General features: G+C 63.8%; 23 protein-coding genes. All 23 read right to left on the bottom strand.

Translation table 11 applies throughout. The features are described 5' to 3' along the window. Nucleotide 1 precedes the first annotated feature (1 nt). The 23 genes from A3K89_RS00215 to A3K89_RS00105 all read right to left on the bottom strand — a co-directional run bounded on the left by A3K89_RS00215 (nt 2) and on the right by A3K89_RS00105 (nt 20,253). Nucleotides 2-397, bottom strand: coding sequence for a hypothetical protein (locus A3K89_RS00215; protein WP_068420445.1), 396 nt, complete (start codon nt 395-397; stop codon nt 2-4). After that, a complete protein-coding gene (locus A3K89_RS00210; RefSeq protein ID WP_068420444.1) occupies nt 390-1,208 on the bottom strand; it encodes an isoprenyl transferase in 819 nt (272 codons plus the stop codon). Before A3K89_RS00210 ends, A3K89_RS00215 begins: the two co-directional genes overlap by 8 nt. Then, nucleotides 1,165-1,989 carry a DNA repair protein RecO gene (recO, locus tag A3K89_RS00205; RefSeq protein WP_084423493.1) on the bottom strand — a complete coding sequence of 275 codons (825 nt, stop codon included), beginning with the start codon at nt 1,987-1,989 and terminating at the stop codon, nt 1,165-1,167. Before recO ends, A3K89_RS00210 begins: the two co-directional genes overlap by 44 nt. Then, nucleotides 1,986-2,759, bottom strand: a complete 774-nt coding sequence (locus tag A3K89_RS00200; protein WP_068420442.1) for an urease accessory protein UreD — start codon at nt 2,757-2,759, stop codon at nt 1,986-1,988. Before A3K89_RS00200 ends, recO begins: the two co-directional genes overlap by 4 nt. Next, nucleotides 2,756-3,370, bottom strand: a complete 615-nt coding sequence (ureG, locus tag A3K89_RS00195) for an urease accessory protein UreG (RefSeq protein ID WP_068420441.1) — start codon at nt 3,368-3,370, stop codon at nt 2,756-2,758. The genes A3K89_RS00200 and ureG overlap by 4 nt, the downstream gene beginning before the upstream one ends. Then, the gene (gene ureC / locus A3K89_RS00190; RefSeq protein ID WP_068420439.1) at nt 3,367-5,070 is read right to left on the bottom strand and encodes an urease subunit alpha; all 1,704 of its coding nucleotides are present in this window, start codon (nt 5,068-5,070) and stop codon (nt 3,367-3,369) included. Before ureC ends, ureG begins: the two co-directional genes overlap by 4 nt. After that, complete coding sequence (gene ureB / locus A3K89_RS00185) at nt 5,070-5,708, bottom strand: urease subunit beta (protein ID WP_068420437.1); 639 nt, start codon at nt 5,706-5,708, stop codon at nt 5,070-5,072. The genes ureC and ureB overlap by 1 nt, the downstream gene beginning before the upstream one ends. A gap of 22 nt (nt 5,709-5,730) precedes the next feature. Further along, a complete protein-coding gene (locus tag A3K89_RS00180; RefSeq protein ID WP_068420435.1) occupies nt 5,731-6,381 on the bottom strand; it encodes an urease accessory protein UreF in 651 nt (216 codons plus the stop codon). Beyond that, nucleotides 6,378-6,854, bottom strand: coding sequence for an urease accessory protein UreE (locus A3K89_RS00175; protein WP_068420433.1), 477 nt, complete (start codon nt 6,852-6,854; stop codon nt 6,378-6,380). Before A3K89_RS00175 ends, A3K89_RS00180 begins: the two co-directional genes overlap by 4 nt. Next, nucleotides 6,851-8,266 carry an Asp-tRNA(Asn)/Glu-tRNA(Gln) amidotransferase GatCAB subunit A gene (locus A3K89_RS00170; protein ID WP_068420431.1) on the bottom strand — a complete coding sequence of 472 codons (1,416 nt, stop codon included), beginning with the start codon at nt 8,264-8,266 and terminating at the stop codon, nt 6,851-6,853. Before A3K89_RS00170 ends, A3K89_RS00175 begins: the two co-directional genes overlap by 4 nt. A gap of 28 nt (nt 8,267-8,294) precedes the next feature. Then, nucleotides 8,295-8,492 carry a hypothetical protein gene (locus tag A3K89_RS00165; RefSeq protein WP_068420430.1) on the bottom strand — a complete coding sequence of 66 codons (198 nt, stop codon included), beginning with the start codon at nt 8,490-8,492 and terminating at the stop codon, nt 8,295-8,297. Then, nucleotides 8,489-9,904: an amidase gene (locus A3K89_RS00160; RefSeq protein ID WP_068420429.1), complete on the bottom strand. Its 1,416-nt coding sequence runs from the start codon at nt 9,902-9,904 to the stop codon at nt 8,489-8,491. Before A3K89_RS00160 ends, A3K89_RS00165 begins: the two co-directional genes overlap by 4 nt. Beyond that, nucleotides 9,901-10,083 (bottom strand): hypothetical protein, encoded by a 183-nt coding sequence (locus A3K89_RS00155; protein WP_068420428.1) that lies wholly within the window; start codon nt 10,081-10,083, stop codon nt 9,901-9,903. The genes A3K89_RS00160 and A3K89_RS00155 overlap by 4 nt, the downstream gene beginning before the upstream one ends. After that, nucleotides 10,080-10,892 (bottom strand): ATP-binding cassette domain-containing protein, encoded by an 813-nt coding sequence (locus A3K89_RS00150; RefSeq protein ID WP_068420426.1) that lies wholly within the window; start codon nt 10,890-10,892, stop codon nt 10,080-10,082. The genes A3K89_RS00155 and A3K89_RS00150 overlap by 4 nt, the downstream gene beginning before the upstream one ends. A gap of 1 nt (nt 10,893) precedes the next feature. Beyond that, nucleotides 10,894-11,772 (bottom strand): ABC transporter ATP-binding protein, encoded by an 879-nt coding sequence (locus A3K89_RS00145; protein ID WP_068420424.1) that lies wholly within the window; start codon nt 11,770-11,772, stop codon nt 10,894-10,896. Beyond that, nucleotides 11,769-12,692, bottom strand: a complete 924-nt coding sequence (locus A3K89_RS00140; RefSeq protein ID WP_084423492.1) for an ABC transporter permease — start codon at nt 12,690-12,692, stop codon at nt 11,769-11,771. The genes A3K89_RS00145 and A3K89_RS00140 overlap by 4 nt, the downstream gene beginning before the upstream one ends. After that, the gene (locus A3K89_RS00135) at nt 12,689-13,648 is read right to left on the bottom strand and encodes an ABC transporter permease (RefSeq protein WP_068420421.1); all 960 of its coding nucleotides are present in this window, start codon (nt 13,646-13,648) and stop codon (nt 12,689-12,691) included. The genes A3K89_RS00140 and A3K89_RS00135 overlap by 4 nt, the downstream gene beginning before the upstream one ends. After that, the gene (locus A3K89_RS00130) at nt 13,645-15,249 is read right to left on the bottom strand and encodes an ABC transporter substrate-binding protein (RefSeq protein ID WP_068420420.1); all 1,605 of its coding nucleotides are present in this window, start codon (nt 15,247-15,249) and stop codon (nt 13,645-13,647) included. Before A3K89_RS00130 ends, A3K89_RS00135 begins: the two co-directional genes overlap by 4 nt. A 280-nt stretch (nt 15,250-15,529) precedes the next feature. Then, nucleotides 15,530-16,222, bottom strand: coding sequence for a response regulator transcription factor (locus tag A3K89_RS00125; protein WP_240931418.1), 693 nt, complete (start codon nt 16,220-16,222; stop codon nt 15,530-15,532). Nucleotides 16,223-16,441: 219 nt separating this feature from the next. Then, a complete protein-coding gene (gene era / locus A3K89_RS00120) occupies nt 16,442-17,356 on the bottom strand; it encodes a GTPase Era (RefSeq protein ID WP_068420902.1) in 915 nt (304 codons plus the stop codon). Then, entirely contained in the window at nt 17,349-18,671 is a 1,323-nt protein-coding gene (locus A3K89_RS00115) for a hemolysin family protein (RefSeq protein ID WP_068420418.1), read from the bottom strand. Before A3K89_RS00115 ends, era begins: the two co-directional genes overlap by 8 nt. Further along, nucleotides 18,668-19,210 (bottom strand): rRNA maturation RNase YbeY, encoded by a 543-nt coding sequence (ybeY, locus tag A3K89_RS00110; RefSeq protein WP_068420416.1) that lies wholly within the window; start codon nt 19,208-19,210, stop codon nt 18,668-18,670. Before ybeY ends, A3K89_RS00115 begins: the two co-directional genes overlap by 4 nt. Nucleotides 19,211-19,251: 41 nt before the next feature. Next, nucleotides 19,252-20,253 carry a PhoH family protein gene (locus tag A3K89_RS00105; protein ID WP_254303369.1) on the bottom strand — a complete coding sequence of 334 codons (1,002 nt, stop codon included), beginning with the start codon at nt 20,251-20,253 and terminating at the stop codon, nt 19,252-19,254. Nucleotides 20,254-20,255: the final 2 nt, after the last annotated feature.

Genomic DNA, 20,255 nt, shown 5'->3' with positions numbered 1-20,255 from the left:
CTCAGGGCAGGAGTCCCTCGCGGGCCTTCTCGACTCCGGCCAGGACGAGAACGAGCATCGTCATCAACGGCTCGTCGTTCAGGCCGGAAGCCGGAAAGATGTAGCGCAGCAACACATCTGCCATCTTGCCGTGCACGTTCACGGAGATGGATCCGAACTGCGACTCGGAATTGCGATCCGCCACCTTCTTGTGCAGCGACGCTTTGACGGGCCGATCCCACGCCAAGACCGCCGTCAACGACAGCACTTCCAGACCCGGTGCCAGCTCGACGGACCTGAGCGAGCACAGCGCCCCCGCATAGTCGAATCCGAGCGAACCGTCCTCCCCCACGTTCACGGTCGCGAACTGCGACAGCGCGATCTCGGCTCGTGACTGCAGCGTCAGACCCTCACTCATACTTGACGCCCCCGAATCTGCGGTCGCGAGAAGCGAACTCGACACACGCTTCCCACAGGTCTCGGCGGTCGAAGTCCGGAAACAGTTTCTTCTGGAACACGAATTCCGCGTACGCCGACTGCCAGATCAGGAAGTTCGACGTGCGCTGCTCCCCCGACGGGCGCAGGAACAAGTCGACGTCGGGCATGTCGGACTCGTCGAGATACTTGGCGACGGTTGCCTCGGTGATTCGTTCCGGATCCAACCTACCTGCCGCGACCTCGCGTGCGATTTCCTTTGTCGCATCAGCGATCTCGGCGCGGCCGCCGTAATTGACACACATCGTCAACGTCATGACGGTGTTCTTCTTCGTCAGTTCCTCGGCGATCTCGAGTTCCTTGATGACGCTGCGCCACAATCGCGGTCGTCTACCTGCCCACCGGACCCGAACACCCATCTCGTTCATCTCGTCGCGTCGACGACGAATCACGTCGCGATTGAAGCCCATCAGGAACTTCACCTCGTCGGGGCTGCGCTTCCAGTTCTCCGTCGAGAACGCGTACGCCGACAACCACTTGACGCCGATGTCGATGCATCCGCACACGGTGTCCATGAGCACTGCCTCGCCACGCTCGTGGCCCGCCGTACGCGGCATGCCACGTTCCTGCGCCCAGCGACCGTTACCGTCCATGACGAGTGCGACGTGCTTCGGAATCAACTCCGGCTGCAGGATCGGCGGCTTGGCCCCCGACGGGTGCGGATCCGGAGGACGTACCCCCCGCATCCCGTCAGGCTGAGTGCGCGGCTCGCGTCGAAGAATCACGGTCTTCATCCTGCCCGACGACCGGCGCCGGGGCCGAATCAGGCTCGCTGCGATGCGGCGCTTCTCTTTCGATGAGCGGCAACGTCCGCAGTTGCCGCTCCAGATGCCACTGCAGGTGGGCTGCGACGAGACCGCTGGCCTGACCACGCACGGCCACCGACGTCGTCTCGGTGAAGGCCCACTCCCCGCGTTCGAGCGCGACCATCAAGTCGAGGACACCGCTCGTCGGCGTCGCCGAGCCGGGAGGCCTGCAGTGCACGCACACCGAACCACCCGCGGCGACGTGAAATGCACGATGTGGTCCAGGCGCCGCGCAGCGTGCACATTCGGTCAACGACGGCGCCCATCCTGCGAAACCCATCGCACGCAGCAGGAACGCGTCCAGAATCAGTTCGGGGGGCCGAGTGCGGTCGGCCAATGCACGCAAGGCCCCGACCGTGAGCTGATGCAGCCGCTTCGCCGGCGCGTGTTCTTCACCCGCGAGCCGCTCGGCGGTCTCGAGGATCGCACAACCGGTGGTGTAGCAGCCGTAATCGGTGACGATGTCGCCGCCGAACGCGTTGACCGTGTGCACCTGGGTGATGATGTCCAGATTGCGGCCAGGGTGGAGCAGAACGTCGATGTGCGCAAACGGCTCCAACCGCGCGCCGAATTTCGACTTCGTGCGGCGCACCCCCTTCGCGACGGCTCGGACGATGCCGTTGTCGCGCGTCAGGAGCGTGACGATGCGGTCGGCTTCGCCCAGCTTGTGCTGGCGCAGCACGACTGCGTTGTCCCGGTAGAGCCTCACGTGGTCCAGTGTCCCACGACCTCCGCCATCGCAGCTCGCAAGAGTCCTCCTCCTGTCGCTGCGAGCCGAACCGCACGCCCGACGCCGTTCGGCAGCGAAGTCACCGCTGCGTAGACGCCGGATCGACCGTCCATCTCGTCCAGTGGTGCGGTCGTACGCTTCATGACCGCATCATCGGGGCGACGCCCAAGCAAATACACCGTTGCGAAGGCACGCAGGCCCGAGCGTGGAGACGGCAACGACGACGCGTGCTGGGCGTCGAGCGCCAGGATGCGACCGGCCGTAGTCACCCTGACACACGAGCGAAAGCTGCCGAACGTCTCGGCCGTCACCTCGGGGTGCACGACGACCGCGTCGGTGAGCACTACGATTCCCGACCCCAACTTCACGTGCGTGTCCTGACGCGCATGCGCGAACGCAGTGAGTATCCGCGGTTCGGGTCGGAAGGCCAGCTCCGCACCGTCGTCGACGCGTAGCTCGGTGCGCTCGGCACCTGCGCGACCGTCGGGCACACCGGTGACGAGCATCGCCCCCTGCCCGACGACCTCGATGCGGGCGCCAGTCGTTGCCGCGATCCGTTGTCGGATCCGATCCCCCGGATGCAGCGACCCACCCGAGTTCTGCACGATGACCCGACCACGACCGGGATCCGACGCATCGAGGTGAAACATCCGGCCCACGGTCTGGGGCCAGCGATAGCGTCGCCGATCGAACACCGTGCGCGCCCCGGTCGTGGTGAACGACAGGTCCAGTGCCAGCGGAGTGGTCACACGAACAGAACCTCGCGGTCGAATACGTCGACCACCTCGCCGATTCCGATTCCTGCGCGCGCGTTGGTGCACACGATCGGACGTCCGCCGCGCACGTCGTCGGCTTGTTTCAGCATCAGTTGCAGATCGGCACCCACGTACTGCGCGAGGTCGATCTTGTTGACCACCAACAGATCACAGCGCACGACGCCCGGTCCACGCTTACGCGGTATGTCGTCTCCCCCGGCGACGTCGATGACGAACACCCAATAGTCGACGAGGTCGCGCGAGAATGTCGACGCCAGGTTGTCACCGCCGCTCTCGAGCAGCAGAACCTCGGTGTCGGGAAATTCGGCTTCGAGCCGGTCGGCCATCGCGATGTTCAGCGACGGGTCTTCTCGGATCACGGTGTGCGGGCATCCCCCAGCTTCTACCGCACGGACGCGCCCCGGGTCGATCAAGCCCGATCGCCGGACTCGTTCGGCGTCCTCCTCAGTGACGAGGTCGTTGGTGATCACCGACACCGATCTTCTCCGACGCGCGAACTCGACGATCAACTGCTCCACCAGAGCCGTCTTTCCAGAGCCGACAGGTCCACCGATTCCGATTCGTGCCGCTCGTAGCGCGTTCATCGAAGCATGTACCTCCGCGAGAAAGGAACCGACGTTGCCGGCTCACCGGTGAGCAGTTGTCCGTCGGCACGCACGTCGAATGTGCGGGGGTCGACGTCGATGTGTGGCAATGCCGAATTGCGCACCATGTCCCTCTTGCGCAAGTGCCGTACGGAGTCGATCGTCACGACGTTCTTCCGCAGGCCCAGCGCCTCGGGAAGTCCGGCTTCGGTCGCCAAAGACGACATGAAGACGAATCCAAGTTTCTCGGGCGCGCTGCCCAGTGAACCCCAGTTTGCCCTCTGCACAACGGGTTCGGACCGTGAGATGCTTCCGGCGGCGTCACCGAGTGCCGCCCACGCGACGAATCCGTTCTTCATGACGAAGTTCGGCTTCACCCCGAAGAACGCAGGTGACCACAGGACGAGATCCGCGATCTTGCCGACCTCCACGGACCCGAGGTGTCGTCCCGCACCGATCGAGATAGCTGGATTGACCGTCAGCTTCGCCACATATCGCTTGACGCGTTCGTTGTCCGACGCGGCCGTTGTCTCCTCGGGAAGCCGCCCGACGCGCTGCTTCATGACGTCCGCCAACTGCCAGCAATTCGCGGTGTTCTCGGCGACTCGACCCATTCCCTGGGTGTCGCTTCCGAAGATCGAGATCGCTCCCATGTCGTGAAGGAAGTCTTCGGCGATCATCGTCTGCGGCCGAATCCGTGCTTCTGCGAACGCGACGTCCTCCGGCGCGTTCCAGTTCATGTTGTGCGCTTCCATCGTCATCGGTACACCTTCGTCGAGCGCGTACGCGGTGTACGGATTCGTCGGATTGGTCGACGCCGGAATCACGTTGTCGTATCCGACGCATCGGATCAGGTCGGGTGCGTGCCCTCCGCCTGCTCCCTCGACGTGATACATGTGGATGGTGCGGTCGCCGATGGTCGACATCGTCGTCTCTGCGAATCCGAACTCGTTGATGGAATCGGTGTGCAGGTGGACGGCGAAGTCCGCCGAATCGGCTGCGCGCAACGTTGCATCGATCACCGCGGGCGACGCCCCGAAATCCTCGTGGATCTTCACCGCCCCCGCTCCTGCCGCAACGGATTCCAGGACGGCATCCGCGTCGGACGACCCACGTCCGAACGCCACGAAGTTCATCGCGGAGTACTCACCGCCCCGGAGGAACAATCCGAGGTTGCGCGTACTACCGGACCCGACCTCGAACGCCGGGCCCGGTGAACCACCGATCAACATCGTCGTGCCCGTGGACAAAGCATGTTCGGACTGTTGCGGAGAAATCAGATGTGCATGAGTCTCGATCGTGCCGGCCGTGACTATCAAGCCTTCGGACGGAATCGGTGTGGTCATGTGCCCGACGGTCATCCCCGGAGTCACGTCGGGCATGACGTCGGGATTACCCGCCTTGCCGATACCCACGATTATTCCGTCACGAATACCTATGTCCGCCTTTATGATCCCCGTAACCGCATCGACGATGGTCGCGTTCGTGAACACGTAGTCCAGCGCCCCGGTCGACGACGTCGTATTCGGTCGATACCCCTCGCCGTCACGTACGTTCTTCCCTGCGCCGGCCAGCAACTCGTATCCGGATGTCGTCAAATCCTTCTCGATCTCGACGAACAGATTCGAATCCGCCAGCCGAATACGGTCTCCCGTCGTCGGGCCGAACATGCGGATGTACGACGCACGATCGATGCGCATCACGCGGCCTCACCTCCATCGAGCGGACCGTTGACCAGACCGCGAAAACCGTGTGCGACGCGATCGCCCTGCATCGGCACGAGCCGGACCGTCACCGCAATCCCCGGCTCGAAGCGGACTCCCGCTCCCGCTGCGACCTCGAGCTTGTGTCCCCACGCCGCCCGCCGGTCGAACTCGAGTGCGTCGTTGACTTCGAAGAAATGCGTCTGGCTACGGACCTGCACGTCCCGGTCTCCGGTGTTGACGACGCGCACTTCGATCGATTCGAGCTCGCCGAACACCTCGACGGGCGAGTCCGACGCGAGAATTTCACCGGGCACGATCTCGTCAGGGCCGCCCGCAATCGGATCGACGACGGTGACGAGCTTGGTTCCTTCCGCGAACGGGGCGTCGACGAGCAGGATCGAAATCATCTGCGGCACACCGTCCATCACCTGATCGGCGGTCAGCACGTGGCACGCGTGGTCGATGACCGCGTCGAACGTCATGTCCTTCCTGGCGGCCAGCATGATTTCGTCGGTCAAAAGAGCGACGGCCTCGGGGTGGGTGAGCCGGACGCCCTCGGCTAGATTGCGCCGAGCGATCTGCGCTGCGGTGAACACCGTCAGACGCTCCATCTCGGTAGGGGTGAGCAACACCGATGTCTCCTTCGGAAGAAAATTAGCTGGCGAACAATCGGATTCCGTCGCTGCGACGCTGCGCGGCGATATCTGCGAACGCGGTGAACGACGACGGTTGTCGGTCGACGGGCGCGTCCAGGATCTCGGACAGCACGGCCTCTGCGGCTAGCATCACTCGCTGCGACCCGATGTGTCCGGTCACACCGAGTCGCAGTGCAGCGCTGGCGATTCCGGACAGAACCTGCCATCCGCTGATTGCCTCGGCCGCCGACGTACTCAGACCGAGGCCGCGGTAGGAGACTGCCTGTGCGACCGGGAGATGACCGGGTGCATCGCCTGTCAGGACCATGGCCCGATAGGCGACGGCGTCGGCATTGTCGAGCGAGGCGAAGGTCGACAGCAACGCCGCTCCCGATCGCCGCGACGCCTCGCGGAGGGTCGACGTCACGGTCGACGCCTCCGCAAGGTCGTCCGCCTCACGAGGATCGTTCCATGCCCGCCGAAGCACGACACGATCTTGGGTGTGCCACCGAGAAGCGATGGCTTCCTCCGCGAACGCGGCGACGTCGGCCTCGTCGACGACGAATCCGTCACGGACGGCGCCTTCGAGTCCCGAGGAGAAAGCGAATCCTCCCGATGGGAAGGCGCTGTCCGCCAACCGGAGAACAGCGAGTAGCTCCGTCGACGTCACTCGGGAATCTGTTCGACGCCGCCCGATGCGAGTAGGTCCTCGATGCGTGCACGGTAATCCGATTCGGGTCCTTCGAGCGTCACCGTCATCGTCGCGTCCACCATCGCTGCCTTCCAGTGCAGGTGCCCTGCCAGGAAGCCCAACCGGAGTGCCGATGCTGCATCCGTCGCGTGCAGGACCATTTCACGTGGTTGCCCGGCACGGACGACGACCGCGCCGCTGTCGTTCATCAGCAGGACGGCCCCGTCGACCAACCTCTTGTCTCGCGGCAGTGCGATCGCGTAGTCGACACCGGCGTCGGACGTCACCCGAAGACGACTGCGATCGAGATCGGCGGGATCGAGGTGCACGTACTCGACGCGATGCCCGTGACGCAGTTCGTGCAAGACGGTCGCGATATCGGACTCGAGCTCGTGCCCCACGATCTCCTCGATCACGACGATAGACGAGACCGCGGCACGTGAGGCCGTCATACCGGTACTGGCGCCGCAGAGGCCACCGGCGCGATACGTCCGACGACGTCGCTCGCCTGCTCCAGCGCGTACCCGACCTGCAGGATTTCGGCTTCGTGGAATGGCTTGCCGATGATCTGGACACCGATCGGGAGGCCCATCGCGGAGAACTCTGCAGGGACCTGCAACGCGGGAAGGCCGGTCACGTTGGCCGGAGCGGACATTCGCGAATACGCGCTCGTCGCGCCCTCGACCACACCGTCGTTCCAGAGGAAGTACGGGTCCTCGCGCAACGCTGCGACACCGGGAACAGTCGGACCGAGTAGAACATCGATGTCCTTGTACATGTCCCGCCACGCTTCCTGAATCCGAGTGCGCAGGCGAATGGAGTTGATGTAGTCGGTGGCCAGAACGGCTTCGCCTGCCTCGACGAGAGTCCGGACTTCCTCGGTGAACTTCTCGGGAGAGTGCCGCAGCGCATCCATGTGGTAGGCACTGGCTTCGGCCGTCAGGATGCCCCATTCGACCGGCAGAATGTACTCGGCCAGCGGGATCTCCACCTCGACCAGTTCTGCTCCGAGGCCCTGCAGCACCTCCGCTGCGCGTCGCGCGACGTCTTGGGTCTCCTGCTCGACGTGATAGGTGTAGAAGTTCGTCGGGATGCCGATTCGCTTGCCTGCCACACCGCCGTCGATCCCGGTGACGAAGTCGGGAATGCCGAGATTCACCGAGGCCGGGTCGCGACGGTCGTATCCCGACATGGCTGCCATGACGAGGCCTGCGTCGACGACGTTGCGTGTCAGTGGTCCGACATGGTCGAGCGACCACGACAGCGACGCGACGCCTGCTCGCGAAGCGCGTCCGAACGTCGGCTTGAGCCCGACGGTTCCGCACAGACCCGCCGGAATACGGATCGAACCGCCCGTGTCGCTACCGAGAGCCACGTGGACGATGCCTGCACCGACGGCCGCGCCCGATCCACCCGACGACCCACCGGGTGTGCGTGTGGGATCCCACGGGTTTCCGGACGTCGGAGTCGTTGCGCCGTAGGCAAACTCGTGCGTGTGGGTCTTGCCGACCATGATCATGCCCGCGTCGTACAACTTCGCCACGGACGCCGAGTCCGCCGTCGGCACGTTGTCGGCACGCTGCGCCGAACTGGAGGTGGTGAGGATCCCTGCGGTGTCGTAGAGGTCCTTGACGCCGAGCGGAATTCCGTGCAGTGCGCCCTTGTAGTTACCTGCGGCGATCTCCGCCTCAGCGGCCGCGGCCTGCGCGAGTGCGTGCTCCCCCGTCACCGTGACGAACGACGTGATGGCGGGTTCGACCTCGGCGAGACGATCGAGTGAGGACTGCGCGACCTCGACGGGCGAGACTTCCTTCGATTTGATCTTGTCAGCGACGTCGGACAGCGAGAGTTCGTAGAGTTCCATGTGCGTGCCTTTCCGATGCTATGTGTGCCTATTCCCAGGACGCGTTGAATGCTGCGGCGGGGACGGTTTCGCCGATGCCGCGGATGCTGGCTTTGCGGATGAGCGCGAGAGTGGAGCTGTAGGTGTCGAATTCGGAGTCGAGACGCTGGGCACTCACCGGTAATCCGGCGTACTCGAACACCGTCGCGAGCTGCTCTTTCGACGGCTGGAAATCGTTGTCTGTCATAGTAATTCTCCTGTCTTGACGGATGCCGCGGAGGGTACTGCCGCGGCGAAGTCGGTCCGGGCTTCGAATGCCTGCCCGACGGCGAAGGCAAGTGCTTCCTGGAATGGTGGTGTCATGATTTGCAAGCCCACCGGCAGCCCTCCGTCGAATCCGCACGGCACCGACAGCGCGGGCATCCCGGTGACGTTGGCGGGGACTGTCAGTGCGTTGAGTGCGTTGAGCACGTCGATGTCGTTGTCGCCCAACGGCGATCGGACGGAGCCAAGAACGGGTGCGGTACCGGCGATCGTCGGCGACAGCAACGCGTCGACGCCGGCGAAAACGCTGTGCATGCCGGCCGTGACGACGGATCGGGCGCGCTGCGCGTCCACGTATGCAACTCCCGTGTGAAGGTGACCGGCGCGGAGCGCGTCGACGACGTCGGGGCCGAACAGATCCGGGCGTTCGTTCGCGCGGTGCTGATGGAACGACGCCGCTTCGACGCTGGCGACGACTCCGACAATGTCCGGCGACAATTCGACGCCGGGGAACGTCACCGGCACGATGGTCGCGCCCGCCCGTTCCAGTTCGCGAACGGCGTCCTCGAACGCCGACGCCACGCCGGGCTCCAGGCGATCGCAGAAGTACTGCTCGCTGACTCCGAGACGCAGGCCGTCGACTCCGCGGTCCAGCATCGCGGTGAAATTCGGTACCGCGATCTGCGCACTGTACGGATCCTGCGGGTCGTGACCCGCGAGCACACCGAGAGCGGCGGCCGCGTCGGCGACGGTGGTCGTCAACGGTCCGGCATGGTCGAGCGTCCAACTGAGTACGGTCACACCGCGTTTGCTGACTCGGCCGTACGTCGCCTTCATGCCCGTGACCCCGCACAGTGCAGCCGGGATGCGGATGGAACCACCGGTGTCGGTTCCCATCGCGATGGGCGTTAACCGAGCACCGACCGCCGCACCCGAACCACCGCTCGACCCACCGGGGACACGATCGAACCCCCACGGGTTCTTCGTCGGTGGCGTCGTGACGCCGTACGCGTACTCGTGCGTCGTGGTCTTGCCGATCAAGATTGCACCAGCGTCCCGCAGTGCCGTCACCGTTGCCGCGTCGGCTGCCGCCGGTGCATCCGACGACGCGAGCGATCCGGATCGGGTGGGATGCCCGACGGTGTCGTACAGGTCTTTGACCGCGAACGGAACTCCGCGCAGCGGCCCACCTGGGATGCCGGACCGCACGGCTTCACGCTGCAGCAGCGCATCGGCTCGTGCTTCTTCGGCAGCGACGAGGACGAACGATTCGAGAGCTGGGTCGACGGCCGCGATCCGGTCCAAGTATGCGTCCACGACGTCGACGGGGTCGAGCTCGCCCGATTCGACGCCGCGATTGATGGCCAGCGCGGTCGCCTGTGTGGGTTCGATCATCGCGGGCCTCCTGCGGTCGTGTCGAGAATCAGCGGCAGTGGATCGCTGGGTGCGACGGCCGCAGCCAGTCGCTTCGCCGATGCCAGCGATGACCCAGCCGCCTGGTCGACGTCGCCGACGATTGCGTCTGGAATTCCGTGAGAGCGCAGATATTCTGCTGCCCAACTGTATTCGCTCACGATGCCACCGCCGCGGGTTCGAGGACCGCGTCGACGAGAGCGCGTGTGATGGCAGTCTCGGGTGTGGTCAGCAGATCGTCGACGGGCCCCGATTCGACGAGCGTTCCGTGGTCGAGGACACCTGCGTGGTCGCACATGTGCTCGACCAGCGCGAGGTTGTGGGTGATCAGAAGCATCGTCAGATCTCGTTCCTGTTGAAGGTCTTTGAGAAGGTTCAGGATCTGCGCCTGCACCGAGACGTCGAGGGCTGCGGTGGGTTCGTCGAGTACGAGGAAGTCGGGGTCGGTGATCAGCGCCCGCGCGATGCCCAGGCGCTGACGCTGACCGCCGGAGAATTCGTGGATGTAGCGGTCGTAGTGCGCCGCTTCCATGCCGACGCGGCTGAGCATGTCGAGGACGCGGCTGCGAATCTCTCCCTTGTCCGCCATGCGGAATCGTTCGAGCGCGAATCCGATCTGCGCGCCGACGCTGCGACGCGGGTTGAATGCCGACCCGGAATCCTGGAACACGATCTGCATGCGCTTGCGGTAACGACGCATGTCGAGCTCGGACATCGTGGTGATGTCGTTGCCCTCGAAATGAACCGAACCCGATGTGGCCTTCTCGAGAGCGAGGACCATGCGGCCCGTAGTGGTCTTACCCGACCCGGATTCCCCGATCAGGCCGTAGGTTTCGCCCTTGGCAATGTCGAAACTGATCGAGTCGACGGCGACGAATTCAGTGGCGGCCTTCTTGTCACCGCGAACCTTGTACACCTTGCGCAGGTCGCGCACGGCAATCAGGGGGTCGGCAAAGTCTGGTTCGATCATCTCAATTACCTCCGGCGGTGGCGAGTTGCTTGAATTCGAAGAGCCGGCGGTTGCGGCGCGGTATCGCACGCGCCGACTCGTCCAGATGCAGTTTCGGTACTGCGTTCATCAACCCCTGCGTGTACGGGTGCTGCGGACGTTCCAGTACGTCGGAGGTCGCACCGGATTCCATGACCTCGCCGTGACGCATGACCGTTACCTGAGAGCACAGGTGGGCGACGACGCCGAAGTCGTGGGTGACGATCAGAACCGCCGTTCCCAGTTCACGATTGATGTCGAGCAGCAAGTCGAGAATCTGCTTCTGCACGGTGGCGTCCAGAGCCGTCGTCGGCTCGTCCGCGAGCAGAAGTTCCGGCCTGCACGCCAACGCGATCGCGATGACGACGCGCTGACGCTGACCACCACTGAGCTCGTGCGGGTAAGCCTTCATGCGCCGTACCGGATCTGGCAGCGCGACCAATTCGAGGGATTCGAGCGCCTTCTTGCGTGCGGTCTCCTTGTCGACCTTCTGGTGCAGCCGGATGACCTCGATCAGCTGCGAGCCGATCGTGAACGACGGATCGAGCGCGCTCAAGGCATTCTGTGACACGAGTCCTATGTGACTACCGCGGATTCCGCGCATGTCCTTGTCGGACTTCTCCAGCAGATTCTCTCCGCGGAACATGATCCTTCCGCCCTCGATGCGGGCGCGGTCGGTCCCCAGCAATCCGAGGACGCTGAGCGACGTGACGCTCTTACCGGAACCTGATTCGCCGACCAGGCCGCGAATCTCGCCCGGCTGCACCGTGATCGACACGTTCTTGACGGCATGTACGACGCCGCCGTCGGTGTGAAAGTCGACGCGCAGATTCTGCACGTCCAACAAAGGCTGGTTGGTCATCGTGTCTGCTTCCTGGGGTCGAGAGCGTCACGGATTCCGTCGCCGACGAGGTTGAACGCGAGAGCGACGAAAAGAATGACAAGGCCGGGGATGGTGGCGATGTGATAGATGCCTTCGAGCAGAACGCTCGAGCCGTCGGAGGTCATGATGCCCCAGTCCGGCGTCGGAGGCACGACACCGACACCGAGGAAGCTCAATCCGGCCGCGACGACGATCATCAGGCCGCACAACGTCGTTGCGTACACGATCAGCTGCGCGACGACGTTCGGTGCGAGTTCGCGGAACATCAGGTGCCCGGGGTTGGCTCCGTACGCCCGAGCGGCTTCGATGTATTCCTTGCTCGCTTCCTGCACGGTCGCGGTGTAGGCGACGCGGGCCATGTACGGCACCAACGTCACGCCGATCGACAGCATCACGTTGCCCAGCCCCGCACCGAGAACAGCAGACAGCGCGATGGCGAGAAGCACCAGCGGGAACGCGAACAGCACGTCCAGTACCCGCATGAGGACCTCGCCCGCACGGCTGCGCTTGTAGCCTGCGAACAGTCCGATCAGCAGTGCCAGCGGGAACGCGACGAGCACCGGAATCACTGCCACGAGAAGCGAATTCCTACCGCCGTAGAGTAGGCGTGCGAGAATGTCTCGACCTTGGCCGTCGAGACCGAGGATGTGCCCGTCGGTTCCGATGCCGGCCAATCTGTTCACCGGATCGCCCGCGATCGGACTGTACGACGTCAGCATCGGCGCGAAAATCGCGGCGAGTGCCACCAGGATCAGAAAGATCGCCGAGACCAGTGCCACCTTGTCACGACAGAACGTGCGGAGCCCCAATCTCCACTGCGACGTAGAGGCTTCGGGAGCAGCTGCTCCCTGCGCCGCGGCAGTGGTCGTACGAATATCGATGTCGACTGCGGCGTTCATGCGTTCACCGTCTTTCTGGTACGCGGATCGAGGAGTCCGACGGCAATGTCGGCGATGAGGTTGACCACGACGAATGCGAGTGCGATGAACAGCACACCCGCTTGCACGACGGGAATATCGCGTTGGGTGATCGAGGTGTAGAGCTGCTGACCGAGGCCAGGCCATCCGAAGACCACCTCGACGAACACCACGCCACCGAGCAGGTAGCCGACCTGCAGGCCTATCACGTTCACGATGGGCGGCAACGCGTTTCGGAGTCCGTGCCGCCACAGTATCGACTGCTCGGACAGGCCCGACGCGCGCAGGGTACGGATGTAGTCCTGCTGCAGGACGTCGACCATGACGCTTCGCGTCATGCGAGCGATCACGGCAAGGGGCACGAGTGCCGCCGCGAGCGCCGGAAGGGCGAGGTGCGTCAGCATGTCGACGAAGCCACCCGGGTGCCGGCTGTTGTACATGCCCGACGTCGGAAAGATTCCGAGGTTGATCGAGAAGAAACCGATCAGGACAAGCCCGAACCAATACACCGGGACGCTGGCACCGGCCAGCGACACGAACATCGCGATGCGGTCGAACACGCCGTTCTGCTTGCGGGCCGCAGCAATTCCGAGCGGAACACCGATGACGATGCACAACGCGAGAGCAGCGACGGTCAAGATGATCGTGTTCCAGAACCGCGGCATCATGATCTCGGTGACGGGCTTGCTGACCGTTAGCGACCGTCCGAGATCGCCTTGGAGCAGGCCGCCCATGTAGTCGAGGTACTGAACGGGCAGGGAGCGATCGAGCCCCAGCTCGCTCCGGACTGCCGCGACGGATTCCTGTGTCGCGCCCGAACCCAGAATGGTCAAAGCAGGGTCACCCGGGACCAACTGAAGGAGCAGGAAGACGATAAGACTGACGCCGAGAAGTACAGCGACGGTGGACAGTAGTCGTGAACGCAGAGTTCCGGTCATTGCTCGAGCCTCACTTCTTTCAGGTCGTACCACTCCTCGCTGGCCGAGACGAATCCCGAGACGTACGGCGCGAGAACGTAAGGAGCTTTGTCGTTGACGACCGGCGCCAGTGCCGCGTCCTCGGTGACGATGTCGTTCGCCTGCCGCCAGAAGTCGTTCGCGACGTTCTCGTCGGTGGCCTGAATCGCCTTGTCCATCACCGCATCCAACTCCGGACTCGAGTAATAGCCGACGTTGACGCCGTTCGGCGCCTGCAGCTTCGACGATGTGACGATGTACAGCCAGTACGGCGTCGTCATTCCCCAGGACATCTGCGCCATTCCGGTCCCGGGCTTCATTCCCTGCGCCCAGGTACCGAGGTACGAGATCCATTCCTGCGTCTCGATGTTCATCGTGATGCCGATCTCGGCGAGGTTCTGCTGGAGGTATTCGGCCATCTGCGTCGGGATGATCTGGCCGGAGCCGTCGACCGACGTGATCAACGTGGTCGAAAAACCATCCTGTAGTCCGACGGACGCGAGAAGCTCCTTTGCCTTGTCGATGTCACGTGTGTAGGCGTCCGTGCGTTCGACGTAGGCACCGTTGGCGGGTGCCTGCACTCCGTAGGCCGGATTCACCGTGCCACGCAGCAGGTCCGTGGCCATTCCGTCGCGATTGATCGCGAGGTTGATCGCCTGGCGAACCTCCTTGATGGCCATGTTCGGGTCCTGCATGTTGAACGAGAGGTACCAGACGTGAGGCGGAGTGCCCTCGGACAACTGGTAACCCTCGTCGACGAGGTTGTCGACGCTGTCCGGACTCGGCACGGCGATCATGTCGACGTCACCGCTGCGCAGTGCGGCGACGCGGGCCGACGCGTCGGGAAGGGGGCGGAATACGACACCCTGGATGGACGGCTCGGTGCCCCAGTAATCGTCGTTGCGCTTCAGGCTGATCCGCTCACCGCGGATACGCTCGTCGAACACGAACGGGCCGGTGCCGACGGGGTGATCGGCGATGTCCGCGCCGTACGTCTCGATGGCCGTCGGGCTCATGATCGCAGTGGACCCGTTGCCGCCCTGTGCCAGCATACGAAGGAATGGTGAGAACGGAGTGCTCTGCTTCACGACCAGCGTGAATTCGTCTGTCGCCTGGATCGATTCGGTGTTCTGCCAGATGAAGTTCGTCTGGCCAGCCGCCTTGGCCGAGTACTGCGGAGCCTCTTTGTCCCACATGCGGCGGAAGTTGTACTCCACGGCTGCGGCGTCCAGCGGCGTCCCGTCGTGGAACTTCACGCCCTGCCGAATATGGAACGTATAAGTCAGCCCGTCGGGCGAGATGTCCCACGATTCGGCCAGACCGGGTTCCAGCGCGGGCACGGGCGCTTCGCTGGACGGAGTCCGCAAGTCCTCGGTGACGAGAGGTTCGAAGATCTGCTGATTGATACGCCACGTCACCCAACCGCCCGCGACTTGCGGATCGAGGACGTCCGCTTCGGATTCGATGGCGATGACGAACGTGTTGTCGGTGACGACGGCGTCGGCAGTACTGCACGCAGTGAGGGACGACATCGTCAGCACAGCGGCGACAGCGAGGCCTGCCAGTGTACGACCGGGCTTCATTCGTTCAACCCGTCAAGAGCGATGTTCATGGAAGTTGTTCCTTCGATCTACGGGTCTGAAGGAGAGCGATACGCCTCCGTTTTGCCGAACGGTGCACCGTCGAACCGAGCGGGATAGTGCAACCGTAAGGAACCGAGAAGCCGGAAGGAATACGTCGAAATGCGTATCTCTTCACTCTTCGAAATGCCGTGCGTCACAGAGCATATGAATCTATCGGGCATGACAAAGCCCGATGTTTCCGCCGTGTAACGGCCGTGTTGGAAGTGTGTGAGAAAGTACGCTACGGCGCCGCAAGCGCCATCGAATCGACGGTACGTCGGTCGTCACCGAGGCCGAGTTCGGTGGCGTAGACCGCAGCCATGACGCGGTTGGGTACACCGAGTTTGCGCAGAATTTTCTCGACGTGGGTCGTGACCGTGCGTGGGGACAGCACCAAAGTCTCCCCTATCTCGGCGTTGGACAGTCCCTGACGCACGAGCGACAAGATCTCCGTCTCGCGTGCGGTGAGCCGGAAGCGCGACTTCGCGCGCAGATCACTCGCGTACCTGGTGAATGCGGGCCGCATTCGCTCGAGGATAGCCTTCGCGGGATCGGGAAACTGCTCCCGCTCTACGTTTCCGTGACACATTCCGATGATCGAACCGGCGTCGTCGTGCAGGAGCATGAGGACGCCGTTGGCGAACCCGCCGGGGCGCAACACCGTCACCGCCGTCTCAGATGTCCCGAAGCCCGGGACCTCGGTCCAGTCGAAGACCTCGTCCAGGTGGCTGAACTGTTTCTCGAACTCCGGCAGCGTATCGATGTCGCCGGTGAGGAACTGCGCTACGTCGTCTCCGTATCCGCGCTGTTCGACGGTCACGAACCGTTCGGTCGACTGGTCTCGGTATGCGAGAAGGAAACTGTCGCAACGGCCTTCGTACCGAAGGTAATCGATTGCGCCGTGCATACGTCGCGGCGCCGCTGACGAGGACATGGCAGCAACAATGGACGCGATGTCGTGATCGGGCATAATGTGCGTCCTTCGGATCGACGGGCAGTCGATCCGAGTAAACAGCAGAACGCTTTCAGTGGTGTTAACTCACCGTTTCAACTGTTGGATCGCCGAACCCGCACAAATGCACATGCGTTTGCGTGGGAAGGGCACCCAGTTCACGCAAATGCATATGCGTTTGCGTGAACCGTGGGGCGAGACTCAGAAACCAAGCCTTCCCATCTGCTTGGGGTCCGTCTGCCAGTCCTTGGCGATCTTGACGTGCAAATCGAGGTAGATCCTCGTGCCGAGAAGCTTCTCGATCTGAAGTCTGGAGGCAGTTCCGACTTCCTTGAGCCTCGATCCACCCTTGCCGATGATGATGGCCTTCTGGCTGGGGCGCTCGACGTAGAGGATGGCGTGCACGTCGAGCATGTTGTCGTGCCCCTCGCGAGGGTTGACTTCCTCGATGACGACGGCGAGAGAGTGCGGCAATTCGTCGCGCACGCCTTCGAGTGCGGCCTCACGGATGAGTTCGGCCATCAAGATCTCTTCGGGCTCGTCGGTCAGCTCGCCGTCGGGGTAGAACGCGGGGCCCTCGGGCAGCTCGGCCGCGAACAGATCGACCAACTTCTCGACCTGCTCACCCGACGCGGCGGACACCGGGATGACGTGGCTGTTCTCGCCGAGGAGGTTCGACAGCGCCATCAACTGCTGGACGACGCGCTCTTTCTTGACCTTGTCGATCTTGGTGACGATGCCGATCAACGTGGTCTTGGGCGCGATGTGACGCACCTGCTCGAGGATCCAGCGGTCACCGGGGCCGATCTTCTCGTCGGCGGGGATGCACAGTCCGATGATGTCGACCTCGGAGTACGTGTCCTGCACCAGGTCGTTGAGCCGTTGCCCGAGAAGCGTTCGGGGACGGTGCAATCCGGGAGTGTCCACGAGGATCAACTGCGCGTGCTCGCGATGCACGATGCCGCGGATCGTGTGACGCGTGGTCTGCGGCCGCGACGACGTGATGGCGATCTTCGTGCCGACCAACGCATTGGTCAGCGTGGACTTCCCGGTGTTCGGTCGTCCGACGAAGCAGATGAAGCCGGAATGGAAGTTTCGGTCGTTCGATTCAGGCATCGGCATCCTCGGTGTCGTGGTCGTCGTCGTTCCCGGACGGCTCCGAGGACTGCGCTTTCTCGACGAGAACAGTAGTCACCCGAACTCGCCCCTTCTGATCCGCACCGCCCTCGCCGACGAGAATCAACCCGTGCGACTCGACGCGCGATCCGGGCAACGGCACGCGGCCGAGCTCGTAGCCCAGCAGCCCGCCGACGGTGTCGACGTCCTCGGATTCGATGTCCAGGCCGAACAATTCGCCGACGTCCTCGAGCGGAACTCGCGCAGAGACACGGAAGCTGCCGTCGCCCAGATCGTCGATCGGTGCGACCTCGTCGGCGTCGTACTCGTCGGCGATCTCACCGACGATCTCTTCGAGAACATCCTCGATGGTCACCAATCCGGCTGTGCCGCCGTACTCGTCGACGAGCACAGCCATGTGATTGCGTGAACGCTGCATGTCCGCCAACAGGCTGTCGAGCGCCTTCGAATCGGGTACGAACACCGCAGGACGCATGACCTGATCGACCTTGACTCCACGTCCGCCGTCGGTGGAGTAATACGTCTGCTGCACAAGGTCTTTGAGGTAGACGACGCCGACGATGTCGTCGACGTTCTCGCCGATCACCGGGATTCGCGAGTGACCGCTGCGCACGGCGAGCGACGTCGCCTGGCCCGCGGACTTGCCTGATTCGATCCACACCATTTCCGGACGCGGCACCATCACCTCACGCGCCGACGTGTCGCCCAGCTCGAACACCGACTGGATCATCTTTCGCTCACCGTCCGCGACGACGCCGCGCTCACGCGCCATGTCGACGAGTTCGCGCAGTTCGATCTCGGATGCGAACGGGCCGTTGCGGAAACCACGGCCGGGGGTGATGGCGTTACCGATCAGAATGAGCAGACGGCTGATGGGTCCGAGTATCCATCCGAGCCCACGCAACGGGAGCGCGGCGGACAACGCGATCGAATACGCGTGCTGACGACCGAGCGTTCTGGGACCGACACCGACGACGACGTAGCTGACGAGGACCATCACGACGGCGGTGACAACGAGCGCGAGGGTCTCGTCGAGAAGCTCGATCAAGCCGCCCGCCAGCAGGACCGTCGCGCCGATCTCGCACAGAATGCGCATCAGCACAGTCAGATTGACGTACCGCGGCCGATCGGCGACGACCGTCAGCAGTCCGACGGCTCCCGGACGTTCGTCCTTGGCCATGTCCTCGACACGTGCGCGCGAGACGGTGTTGAGGGCCGAGTCGACTGCCGCGAACAATCCCGCGACCGGAACCAGAATCACTGCAGCGACGATGAGAACCGGCGCACTGATCACAGGTTGTCGCCCCGGGCGAAGCCAGTCTTGCCGAGCAGTCGACGATCGCGCGCTGCCTGCAATTCTCTCTCCTCGGCACGGCGCAGATCCTCGTACCACTCCTCGAGAATGCGGTTCTGCAGGCCGAACATCTCTTTTTCCTCGTCCGGTTCGGCGTGGTCGTAGCCCAGCAGGTGCAACACGCCGTGGACGGTCAACAACGCCAACTCGTGTTCGAGGGGATGCCCTGCTGCTGCCGCCTGGTCCGCCGCGAACGACGGGCACAGCACGATGTCACCGAGCATCGACGGGCCTGGTTCGGGCGCGTCGGGACGGCCACCCGGCTCCAATTCGTCCATCGGGAACGACATGACGTCCGTCGGACCGGGGAGGTCCATCCACCGCATGTGGAGATCGGCCATCGTTGCCGAGTCGACGAGAACCATCGACAGTTCCGCTGCAGGGTGCACGTCCATGCTCGCGATGGCGAACCTGGCGACGCTCACGAGCTCCGCTTCGGAGACGTCCATCCCCGACTCGTTGGACACCTCGATGCTCATTACTGCTCTCTACTCTTTCTCGACAATGTGACCAGCAGACCTTACCGGCGTGCCGAGCGCGCACCGCCGGAGCGTCGCTGCGCACGGTTGCCCACCCCGAGATCGCTGTTGCTCGACGACTCGAACCGCTCGTACGCGTCGACGATTTCCGACACCAGGCGATGCCGGACCACGTCGCTGCTGGTGAGCTGCGCGAAGTGAATGTCGTCGACACTGCCGAGGATTTCGGTCGCGGCACGCAGGCCCGACCTCGCGCCACCGGGCAGATCGACCTGGGTGATGTCACCGGTCACGACGATCTTCGAACCGAAACCGAGACGGGTGAGGAACATCTTCATCTGCTCGGCCGTGGTGTTCTGCGCCTCGTCGAGGATGATGAACGCGTCGTTGAGGGTGCGTCCACGCATGTACGCGAGCGGCGCGACCTCGATGACTCCCGCCTGCATCAACTTCGGAATGGCCTCGACGTCCATCATGTCGTGGAGCGCATCGTGCAGCGGGCGCAGGTACGGATCGATCTTGTCGTGCAGCGTGCCGGGCAGGAATCCTAGCCGCTCACCGGCCTCGACGGCGGGACGCGTCAGGATGATGCGGCTGACCTGCTTGGCCTGCAACGCCTGCACGGCCTTGGCCATCGCCAGGTACGTCTTGCCCGTACCGGCGGGTCCGACACCGAACACGATGGTGTTGGCGTCGATCGCGTCGACGTACCGCTTCTGGTTGAGTGTCTTGGGCCTGATGGTCTTGCCGCGACGCGAGAGAATGTCGAGGCTGAGCACCTCTGCAGGCGACTCGGAGACTCCGTCGTTGAGCATCCCGACCGTGCGCCGGACGGCGTCGGGGGTCAGCGGCTGCGCCCGCTTGACGACGGCAGCGAGCTCGGTGATGGCACGTTCCGCCAGCGCGACGTCGGCTACCTTGCCGCTCAGGGTGACCGTGTTACCTCGGACATGCACGTCGGCGGACAGCAGCTGCTCGAGGGTCCTGAGGTTCTCGTCCGATGCGCCGAGAAGCGGAAGCACTGCCTCGGGCGCCAGTTCCATGC

Source organism: Rhodococcoides kyotonense, from assembly GCF_001645385.1.
In the GTDB taxonomy this organism is placed as follows: domain Bacteria; phylum Actinomycetota; class Actinomycetes; order Mycobacteriales; family Mycobacteriaceae; genus Rhodococcoides; species Rhodococcoides kyotonensis_B.
Note: the sequence above shows the minus strand (reverse complement) of the source record. Positions and strands in the feature narration are given on the sequence as shown.

What these genes read in the sequence shown, in the direction of transcription:
- A3K89_RS00170 (WP_068420431.1), bottom strand. Translation starts at nt 8,266, where the DNA reads ATGGAACTCTACGAACTCTCGCTGTCCGACGTCGCTGACAAGATCAAA.
- A3K89_RS00150 (WP_068420426.1), bottom strand. Translation starts at nt 10,892, where the DNA reads ATGATCGAACCAGACTTTGCCGACCCCCTGATTGCCGTGCGCGACCTG.
- ybeY (WP_068420416.1), bottom strand. Translation starts at nt 19,210, where the DNA reads ATGAGCATCGAGGTGTCCAACGAGTCGGGGATGGACGTCTCCGAAGCG.
- era (WP_068420902.1), bottom strand. Translation starts at nt 17,356, where the DNA reads ATGCCTGAATCGAACGACCGAAACTTCCATTCCGGCTTCATCTGCTTC.
- ureG (WP_068420441.1), bottom strand. Translation starts at nt 3,370, where the DNA reads ATGAACGCGCTACGAGCGGCACGAATCGGAATCGGTGGACCTGTCGGC.
- A3K89_RS00105 (WP_254303369.1), bottom strand. Translation starts at nt 20,253, where the DNA reads ATGGAACTGGCGCCCGAGGCAGTGCTTCCGCTTCTCGGCGCATCGGAC.
- A3K89_RS00135 (WP_068420421.1), bottom strand. Translation starts at nt 13,648, where the DNA reads ATGACCGGAACTCTGCGTTCACGACTACTGTCCACCGTCGCTGTACTT.
- A3K89_RS00140 (WP_084423492.1), bottom strand. Translation starts at nt 12,692, where the DNA reads ATGAACGCCGCAGTCGACATCGATATTCGTACGACCACTGCCGCGGCG.
- A3K89_RS00210 (WP_068420444.1), bottom strand. Translation starts at nt 1,208, where the DNA reads ATGAAGACCGTGATTCTTCGACGCGAGCCGCGCACTCAGCCTGACGGG.
- A3K89_RS00145 (WP_068420424.1), bottom strand. Translation starts at nt 11,772, where the DNA reads ATGACCAACCAGCCTTTGTTGGACGTGCAGAATCTGCGCGTCGACTTT.
- A3K89_RS00165 (WP_068420430.1), bottom strand. Translation starts at nt 8,492, where the DNA reads ATGACAGACAACGATTTCCAGCCGTCGAAAGAGCAGCTCGCGACGGTG.
- A3K89_RS00125 (WP_240931418.1), bottom strand. Translation starts at nt 16,222, where the DNA reads ATGTCCTCGTCAGCGGCGCCGCGACGTATGCACGGCGCAATCGATTAC.
- ureC (WP_068420439.1), bottom strand. Translation starts at nt 5,070, where the DNA reads ATGCGCATCGATCGTGCGTCGTACATCCGCATGTTCGGCCCGACGACG.
- A3K89_RS00160 (WP_068420429.1), bottom strand. Translation starts at nt 9,904, where the DNA reads ATGATCGAACCCACACAGGCGACCGCGCTGGCCATCAATCGCGGCGTC.
- A3K89_RS00215 (WP_068420445.1), bottom strand. Translation starts at nt 397, where the DNA reads ATGAGTGAGGGTCTGACGCTGCAGTCACGAGCCGAGATCGCGCTGTCG.
- A3K89_RS00175 (WP_068420433.1), bottom strand. Translation starts at nt 6,854, where the DNA reads ATGACGGCCTCACGTGCCGCGGTCTCGTCTATCGTCGTGATCGAGGAG.
- A3K89_RS00130 (WP_068420420.1), bottom strand. Translation starts at nt 15,249, where the DNA reads ATGAAGCCCGGTCGTACACTGGCAGGCCTCGCTGTCGCCGCTGTGCTG.